The 8,618-nt window shown below is 60.6% G+C and carries 7 protein-coding genes and 1 pseudogene; 6 read left to right on the forward strand and 2 right to left on the reverse strand.

Going from position 1 to position 8,618, the window contains the following annotated elements:
- Positions 1 to 206 precede the first annotated feature (206 nt).
- The 4 genes from D8V06_RS04300 (at position 207) to D8V06_RS04315 (ending at position 5,063) form a co-directional block, all read left to right on the forward strand.
- Positions 207 to 689, forward strand: a complete 483-nt coding sequence (locus tag D8V06_RS04300; protein WP_130906277.1) for a MarR family transcriptional regulator — start codon at positions 207 to 209, stop codon at positions 687 to 689.
- The gene (locus tag D8V06_RS04305) at positions 679 to 2,148 is read left to right on the forward strand and encodes an efflux transporter outer membrane subunit (protein WP_130930504.1); all 1,470 of its coding nucleotides are present in this window, start codon (positions 679 to 681) and stop codon (positions 2,146 to 2,148) included. The genes D8V06_RS04300 and D8V06_RS04305 overlap by 11 nt, the downstream gene beginning before the upstream one ends.
- Before the next feature lie 15 nt (positions 2,149 to 2,163).
- Positions 2,164 to 3,366, forward strand: coding sequence for an HlyD family efflux transporter periplasmic adaptor subunit (locus D8V06_RS04310; RefSeq protein ID WP_056854636.1), 1,203 nt, complete (start codon positions 2,164 to 2,166; stop codon positions 3,364 to 3,366).
- A 164-nt stretch (positions 3,367 to 3,530) separates the two neighbouring features.
- Entirely contained in the window at positions 3,531 to 5,063 is a 1,533-nt protein-coding gene (locus D8V06_RS04315; RefSeq protein ID WP_130906279.1) for a DHA2 family efflux MFS transporter permease subunit, read from the forward strand.
- 126 nt (positions 5,064 to 5,189) lie between these two features.
- Here the strand turns inward: D8V06_RS04315 and lpxH are convergent, their stop codons facing one another.
- Both lpxH and D8V06_RS04330 read right to left on the reverse strand, forming a co-directional pair.
- Entirely contained in the window at positions 5,190 to 5,924 is a 735-nt protein-coding gene (gene lpxH / locus D8V06_RS04325; protein ID WP_056854634.1) for a UDP-2,3-diacylglucosamine diphosphatase, read from the reverse strand.
- Positions 5,921 to 6,424 (reverse strand): peptidylprolyl isomerase, encoded by a 504-nt coding sequence (locus D8V06_RS04330; protein ID WP_056854633.1) that lies wholly within the window; start codon positions 6,422 to 6,424, stop codon positions 5,921 to 5,923. Before D8V06_RS04330 ends, lpxH begins: the two co-directional genes overlap by 4 nt.
- 251 nt (positions 6,425 to 6,675) lie before the next feature.
- On the opposite strand from D8V06_RS04330, the gene D8V06_RS04335 reads away from it, so the two are divergent.
- Both D8V06_RS04335 and D8V06_RS04340 read left to right on the forward strand, forming a co-directional pair.
- A complete protein-coding gene (locus D8V06_RS04335) occupies positions 6,676 to 8,373 on the forward strand; it encodes a glutamine--tRNA ligase/YqeY domain fusion protein (protein WP_056854632.1) in 1,698 nt (565 codons plus the stop codon).
- A gap of 15 nt (positions 8,374 to 8,388) precedes the next feature.
- Positions 8,389 to 8,618: pseudogene (locus D8V06_RS04340) on the forward strand (cysteine--tRNA ligase); the annotation flags it as partial.

An 8,618-nucleotide genomic window follows, 5' to 3' on the forward strand; every position in this document is an offset into this window, starting at 1 on the left:
TGTCCTCTGTCCCTGTGGGAGCTGGCTTGCCAGCGATGACGGCCTGCCAGCCAACAAACTTCTCCCAGATACCCCTAAGCCGCACTGAAACCCGACGCCACTGGTCAACTATTTACAAAGCAACCTAACTATTACGTTGACATTCACTGTCTAGGCAGTAACATCTCGACATACATTCGCTGCCTAGGCAGCTAATCGGTGTTCAGATGAAACATTTCGCGCCAGACGACTTTCACAACTGCCATCTCGGTCTCCTGCTGGGGCGAGCCGCATTGCTCAAGGACCGGATCATTGACACGCACATGGAACCTCACGGCATCACCGCCGCGCAGTTCAAGGTGCTGATCATCATGGCCCAGTACGGTGTCGATTCACCGGGTGAGTTGTGTCGGCACCTGTCGCTGGACAGCGGCTCGATGACTCGCATGCTCGATCGTCTGGAACAGAAAGGCTTCCTCGCGCGCCAACGCTCCGAGGCGGATCGCCGGCAAGTGCAGTTGGTGCTGACGGAACAAGGCCAGGCCTTGGCGAATCGTCTGCCGAACATCGGTGCCGAGGCCATGAACGAACTGGCGGGCGCCATCAGCCCGGAAGAACTGAAAACCCTGGAACTGATCCTGAAGAAAATTCTGCTGGCAGCCGGTGACTCAATCACCGTGCTGCGCTTGGGTGGTAACAATGAACAGTAAAACCTTGCGCACCGGCCTGAGTCTGGTGCTGTTTGCCATGAGCCTGGCCGGTTGCGCCAGCTACAGCGGGCTGCACACCGAAGGTGTCAGCCTCGAGGCAAAAAACCTCAAGGCCGGGCAATCCCTCAGCGGCGTGACGCTATCGCCCGCAGCCTGGCCGAAAAGCGATTGGTGGAAGAGCCTGGGTGATCCGCAACTCGATGGCCTGATCCGCGAAGCACTGCGCGACAGCCCCGACATGCAGATCGCCGACGCCCGCACCCATCAGGCCAGCGCCGCCGCCTACGCCGCCGATGCCGCACGCATGCCGACCCTCGATGCCAGCGCCGGTGTCAGCCGTTCGCGACTGGCGCGGGATCAGGACCCGCTGGGGCAGGGTGGCAACTATTCCACCGTGCGTAACATCGCTGCCAGTTTCAATTACAACTTCGATCTCTGGGGTGGTCAGCGCGACGCCTGGGAAGCCGCGCTGGGCCAGGCTCGCGCCGCTGAAATCGACCAGCAGGCGGCGCAACTGACCTTGTCCGCCGATGTTGCGCGTGCCTATAGCGATCTGGGGCAGGCGCACATCGTCTACGACCTGTCCGCCGAAGACCTCAAGCGCACCCGGCAAATGCTCGACCTGAGCCAGCGCCGCCTGAGTTCCGGGATCGACAGCCAGTATCAGTTCCAGCAGACCGAAAGCCTGGAAGCGACCTCCGAAGCCAATCTGATCGACGCCGAAAAACGCCTGCAATCCGCCAAGATCGCCTTGGCGGTGTTGCTGGGCAAAGGTCCTGACCGCGGCAATGAAATCGCCCGGCCGAACATTCTCAAGCCGGGTGCCGTGGCGTTGCCGTCGGTGCTGCCGGCCGAGTTGCTGGGTCGCCGCCCTGACCTGGTGGCCGCGCGCTGGCGGGTCGAGGCGGCGAGCAAAAACATCGACGCCGGCAAGACGCAGTTCTATCCGAACCTGAACCTCAGCGCTGCGGCCGGTACCGAATCGTTGTTGGGCGATGCAATGTTCGGTTCGGCCAGCCGTTTCTTCAATGTGGCGCCGACCATTTCCGTACCGATTTTCGACGGTGGCCGGTTGCGTGCCGACCTCGACTCCCGCGACGCCGACTACGACCTGGCGGTGGCGCAGTACAACAAAAACCTGGTGAAAGCGCTGGGGGATGTCAGTGACAGCATCAACCAGTTGCGCGATGTCGGCCGGCAGATTGCCGCCCAGCAACACGCCACCGACATCGCCCAGGATTCTTACAACACCGTGGTCCAGCGTTACGGTTCCGGCATCGGTAACTACCTGGACGTGCTCAGCATCGAGCAGCAACTGCTCCAGGCCCAGCGGCAGCTGGCCAACCTGAATGCCGAGCAGATCGATCTGTCGATCCAACTGATACAGGCGCTGGGTGGCGGGTTTCAGCCTGAGGCCATTGCCTCGGCCAACACTGCTCCAGCCACGCTGACTCACTAATTCAAGGTACTTGTCATGGCCACTGCCGATACAACTCAATCCCCGCAAACCACCCCGGCCAATCCCAACGCGGGCAAGCGCAAGTTCCTGTTGCTGGTGCTTGCCATGGTCGTCGTGCTCGGCGGTGCGGGCGTCTGGGCTTACCACGAATTCTTCGGGCGCTGGAGTGAAAGCACCGATGATGCCTATGTAAATGGCAACGTGGTGGAAATCACTCCGCTGGTCACCGGCACCGTCGTGAGCATCGGTGCCGATGACGGCGATCTGGTCCAGGAAGGTCAGGTGCTGGTGAATTTCGACCCCAACGACGCCGAAGTCGGGTTGCAAAGTGCCCAGGCCAATCTGGCGCGCACGGTGCGTCAGGTGCGCGGCTTGTACAGCGACGTCGACGGCATGAAAGCGCAGGTCAACGCCCAGCAAGCCGAAGTGCAGAAAGCCCAGGACAACTTCAACCGCCGAAAAAACCTCGCCGTCGGCGGGGCGATTTCCCAGGAAGAACTGTCTCACGCTCGTGACGACCTGACCTCTGCGCAAAACGCCTTGGCCAACGCGCAGCAGAAGCTCAAGACCACCAGTGCTCTGGTCGATGACACCGTGGTGTCCTCGCACCCGGACGTGATGGCCGCTGCCGCACAGTTGCGTCAGGCTTACCTGAACAATGCCCGCAGCACGTTGATCGCGCCGGTGACCGGTTACGTGGCCAAACGCACCGTGCAGCTGGGCCAGCGGGTGCAGCCGGGTGAAGCGCTGATGGCGGTTATCCCCCTGAATCAGTTGTGGATCGACGCCAATTTCAAGGAAACCCAGCTGCGTGACATGCGTATCGGTCAGCCCGTGGAAATCGAAACCGACCTCTACGGCAGTGACGTGAAATACAGCGGCACCATCGACAGCCTCGGCGCCGGTACCGGTAGCGCGTTTGCCTTGCTGCCCGCGCAGAATGCCACCGGTAACTGGATCAAGATCGTGCAACGGGTGCCGGTACGGATTCACGTCAACGCCGAAGAACTGGCCAAACACCCCTTGCGGGTCGGCCTGTCGACCGTGGTGGATGTGGACTTGCACGACCAGAGCGGCCCGGTGCTGGCGCAACAGCCCCCGCAAAAAGCTTCGTTCAGCACTGGCATTTATGACCGTCAACTGGCCGAAGCCGACGCCATGATCACGCAGCTGATCCACGACAACAGCGCCGCGGTCAGCAAGACCGCCCACCGCTGAGATCACACTCCTCAGGTGCGGGCCTTTGTGGCGAGGGAGCTTGCTCCCGCTCGGCTGCGAAGCAGTCGTAAAGCTTTTAGGGCCGCTTCGCGCCCCGGCGGGAGCAAGCTTCCTCGCCACAAAGGCCCGCTCCATAGCGTCAATCAGGTGTCAAAGGATTCGCAATGAGCAATAACGCGTCTTTCACCCCGCCCAGCCTGCTGCTGAGTACCATCGGCCTGTCGCTGGCGACCTTCATGCAAGTGCTCGACACCACCATCGCCAACGTGGCGTTGCCGACGATTTCCGGCAACCTCGGGGTGAGTGCGGAGCAGGGCACCTGGGTGATCACTTCGTTTGCGGTGAGCAACGCCATCGCCCTGCCGCTGACCGGTTGGCTGAGCCGCCGTTTTGGTGAAGTGAAGCTGTTCGTCTGGGCCACGTTGCTGTTCGTGATCGCGTCGTTTCTGTGCGGGATCTCGACGTCCATGCCGGAACTCGTAGGGTTCCGAGTCCTGCAAGGCGTGGTCGCGGGGCCGTTGTATCCGATGACCCAAACGCTGCTGATTGCGGTCTATCCCCCGGCAAAACGGGGGATGGCCCTGGCGCTTTTGGCGATGGTCACGGTGGTGGCACCGATTGCCGGGCCGATCCTCGGCGGCTGGATCACCGACAGTTACAGCTGGCCGTGGATCTTCTTCATCAACGTGCCGATCGGCCTGTTCGCCGCGTGGGTGGTGACCCAACAGATGAAGAAGCGTCCGGTGGTCACCAGCCGCCAGCCGATGGATTACGTCGGCCTGATCGCCTTGATCATTGGCGTCGGTGCCTTGCAGATTGTGTTGGATAAAGGCAACGACGCCGACTGGTTCGAATCGAGCTTCATCGTCATCGGTTCGGTGATTTCGGTGGTTGCTCTGGCATTTTTCGTGATCTGGGAAATGACCGACGAGCATCCGGTGGTCAACCTGCGGCTGTTTGCTCACCGCAACTTCCGCTACGGCACCATCGTGTTGATTCTGGGGTATGCCGGGTTCTTCGGGATCAACCTGATCCTGCCGCAATGGTTGCAGACGCGACTGGGCTACACCGCAACCTGGGCCGGTTTTGCCGTGGCGCCGTTGGGCATCTTGCCGGTGCTGCTGTCACCTTTTGTCGGTAAATACGCGCCGAGGTTCGATATGCGCTTGCTGGCAGGGCTGGCGTTCCTGGCCATCGGCCTGAGCTGTTTCATGCGCGCCGGGTTCACCAACGAAGTGGATTTCCAGCACATCGCCATGGTGCAGCTGTTCATGGGCATTGGCGTGGCGCTGTTCTTCATGCCGACCCTGACCATCCTGCTCTCGGACCTGCCGCCGCAGCAGATTGCCGATGGCTCCGGGTTGGCAACGTTCTTGCGCACGCTGGGCGGCAGTTTTGCGGCATCGCTGACCACCTGGATCTGGATTCGCCGGGCGGACCAGCACCATGCGTATCTGACCGAAAGCATCACCCAGTTCGACCCGGTAACCCACGAGACGTTGACGCAGCTGGGCGGGGCAGGGGCCAAGGCCTACACGCAACTGGATCAGATGGTGATCAGCCAGGCGTACATCATGTCCACGGTGGATTACTTCACCCTGCTGGGCTGGATGTTCATGGGGCTGATACTCATCGTGTGGCTGGCCAAGCCGCCGTTTACCGCCAAGGCCGGGCCTGCGGCGTCTGCCGGGCATTGAGTCAAACACGAAACAGATCGTTCCCACGCTCTGCGTGGGAATGCCTCTACGGACGCTCCGCGTTCGGCTTTTGATTGGGGACGCGGAGCGTCCCGGGCTGCATTCCCACGCAGAGCGTGGGAACGATCATTGCGCTGGCGGGGTGAAATCAAACGGCGCCAATGCAAAGCCTTGCTCATCGACCTGCAATGCCCAACCCTGACGATCCCAATCCCCCAGCACAATGCGCCGTGCCGCCTGGTCGCCCAGTTGCAGCTTGTGGATGGCGGGCCGGTGGGTATGGCCGTGGATCAGCGTTTTCACGCCGTACTGCTGCATGATCCGCGGAATCTCCAGGGGCGTGACATCGACGATGTCATTGGCCTTCATTCGGGTTTGTGCGCGGCTTTCACTGCGCAGCTTGCGCGCCAGCTTATGCCGGGTGCTCAAGGGCAGATGACGCAGGATGAACAGGGTGATCGGGTTGCGCAGGTAGCGACGCAGCTTCATGTAGGCTTCGTCGCGGGTGCAGAGGCTGTCACCGTGCATCAACAGCACCGGCTCTCCGTTGAACTGCACGACGCTCGGGTCCTTCAGCAAGGTGCAGCCAGCCTGTTTGCAAAAGGCCTGGCCCAGCATGAAGTCGCGATTGCCGTGCATCAGAAAAATCGCCGTGCCGCTGTCGCTCAATTCGCGCAGGGCCTGGCAGATGGAACGCTGGAAAGGGCTCATGGCGTCGTCGCCAATCCACGCCTCGAAAAAGTCGCCCAGGATGTACAGCGCACTCGCCGAGCGGGCGCGTCCGGCGAGCAAATCCAGAAACGCCCGGGTAATGTCCGGGCGCTCCTCTTCCAGATGCAAGTCTGAAATCAGCAATATCACTCAATGATCTCGGCTTTCTCGATGATCACGTCGTCTGCTGGTACGTCCTGGTGGCCGGCCTTGGAAGTGGTGGCCACGCCTTTGATCTTGTCGACGACGTCGGTGCCGGCGGTCACTTTGCCGAATACCGCGTAACCCCAGCCCTGAACGTTCTTGCCGCTGTGGTTGAGGAAGCTGTTGTCAGCCACGTTGATGAAGAACTGCGCGGAAGCCGAATGCGGCTCCATGGTTCGGGCCATGGCGACGGTGTACTTGTCGTTGGAAAGACCGTTGTCAGCTTCGTTCTGGATGCTTGGACGCTTGTCTTTCTTTTCTTTCATGCCTGGCTCGAAACCGCCGCCCTGGATCATGAAGTTACCGATGACACGGTGGAAAACGGTGTTTTCGTAGTGACCGGCTTTGACGTACTCGATGAAGTTGGCAACGGTGATCGGTGCCTTCTCAGCGTTCAGTTCCAGGACGATGTCGCCATGGTTGGTGGTCAGTTTGACTTGGGTCATGATTACTACTCTTTCAAGGAATTCGTGGATTTTGGGACTTCAGCGTCCCGTCACCGGTTCAGCCTTTTGCGGCCGAGACGCGCAGTTTAGCGTGACAGACGCGAATTTCGAGGCTGTTTTTCATTTACGGTTCATTAAATGCGACCGTTTGCAGGTGCGCTCTGTCAGGTGCTTGACGGCATCGGCTATGATAGCGGCTTTGTTTTGTCCGGCCTTCATTACGGCCACGCACTTGTACGTTCAAGGATCCTATGAGCAAGCCCACTGTCGACCCTACCTCGAATGCCAAGACCGGCCCAGCCGTGCCGGTCAACTTCCTGCGGCCGATCATCCAGGCAGACCTGGACTCGGGCAAGCACACGCAGATCGTCACCCGTTTCCCGCCTGAGCCCAACGGCTACCTGCACATCGGTCACGCCAAGTCGATCTGCGTGAACTTCGGCCTGGCCCAGGAGTTCGGCGGCGTCACGCACCTGCGTTTCGACGACACCAACCCGGCCAAGGAAGACCAGGAATACATCGACGCAATCGAAAGCGACGTCAAATGGCTGGGTTTCGAATGGTCCGGCGAAGTGCGCTACGCCTCGCAGTATTTCGACCAGTTGCACGACTGGGCGGTGGAACTGATCAAGTCCGGCAAGGCCTATGTCGACGACCTGACCCCTGAGCAAGCCAAGGAATACCGTGGCAGCCTGACCGAGCCGGGCAAGAACAGCCCGTTCCGCGACCGCAGCGTCGAAGAGAACCTGGACCTGTTCGCCCGCATGAAGGCCGGTGAATTCCCGGACGGCGCACGTGTGCTGCGGGCCAAGATCGACATGGCGTCGCCGAACATGAACCTGCGTGATCCGATCATGTATCGCATCCGTCACGCGCACCACCACCAGACCGGTGACAAGTGGTGCATCTACCCGAACTACGACTTCACCCACGGTCAGTCGGACGCCATCGAAGGCATCACCCATTCGATCTGCACCCTGGAGTTCGAAAGCCACCGTCCGCTGTACGAGTGGTTCCTCGAAAACCTGCCGGTACCGGCCAACCCGCGCCAGTACGAGTTCAGCCGCCTGAACCTGAACTACACCATCACCAGCAAGCGCAAGCTCAAGCAACTGGTCGATGAAAAGCACGTCAATGGCTGGGACGACCCGCGCATGTCCACGCTGTCGGGCTTCCGCCGCCGTGGTTACACGCCGAAATCGATCCGCAACTTCTGCGAAATGATCGGCACCAACCGTTCCGACGGCGTGGTCGACTTCGGCATGCTCGAGTTCAGCATCCGTGACGACCTCGACCAGAGCGCGCCGCGTGCCATGTGCGTGTTGCGTCCGCTGAAAGTCGTGATCACCAATTACCCGGAAGGCCAGGTCGAGAACCTCGAACTGCCGCGTCATCCGAAGGAAGACATGGGCGTGCGCGCCTTGCCGTTCGCCCGCGAAATCTACATCGACCGCGAAGACTTCATGGAAGAGCCGCCGAAGGGCTACAAGCGCCTGGAACCGGCTGGTGAAGTGCGTCTGCGTGGCAGCTACGTGATACGCGCCGACGAAGCGATCAAGGACGCCGACGGCAACATCGTCGAGCTGCGTTGCTCGTACGACCCGGACACCCTGGGCAAGAACCCGGAAGGCCGCAAGGTCAAAGGCGTGATCCACTGGGTGCCGGCCGCTGCCAGCGTCGAGTGCGAAGTGCGTCTGTACGATCGTCTGTTCCGTTCTCCGAACCCGGAGAAGGCCGAAGACAGCGCCAGTTTCCTGGACAACATCAACCCTGATTCGCTGCAGGTACTCACCGGTTGTCGTGCTGAACCCTCGCTGGGCAACGCACAGCCGGAAGACCGTTTCCAGTTCGAGCGCGAAGGCTACTTCGTCGCGGACATCAAGGACTCGAAACCAGGTCAGCCGGTATTCAACCGTACCGTGACCCTGCGTGATTCGTGGGGCCAGTGATTCAAGGAAGTTAACGTGCTAACGATTTACAACACGCTCACCAAGAGCAAAGAAGTCTTCAAGCCGCTCGATGGCAACAAGGTGCGCATGTACGTGTGCGGCATGACCGTGTACGACTACTGCCACCTGGGCCACGGCCGCAGCATGGTCGCGTTCGACCTGGTGACCCGCTGGTTGCGGTTCAGCGGTTACGACCTGACCTACGTGCGCAACATCACCGACATCGACGACAAGATCATCAATCG

Source organism: Pseudomonas sp. Sample_24, assembly GCF_004307605.1.
Lineage (GTDB): Bacteria > Pseudomonadota > Gammaproteobacteria > Pseudomonadales > Pseudomonadaceae > Aquipseudomonas.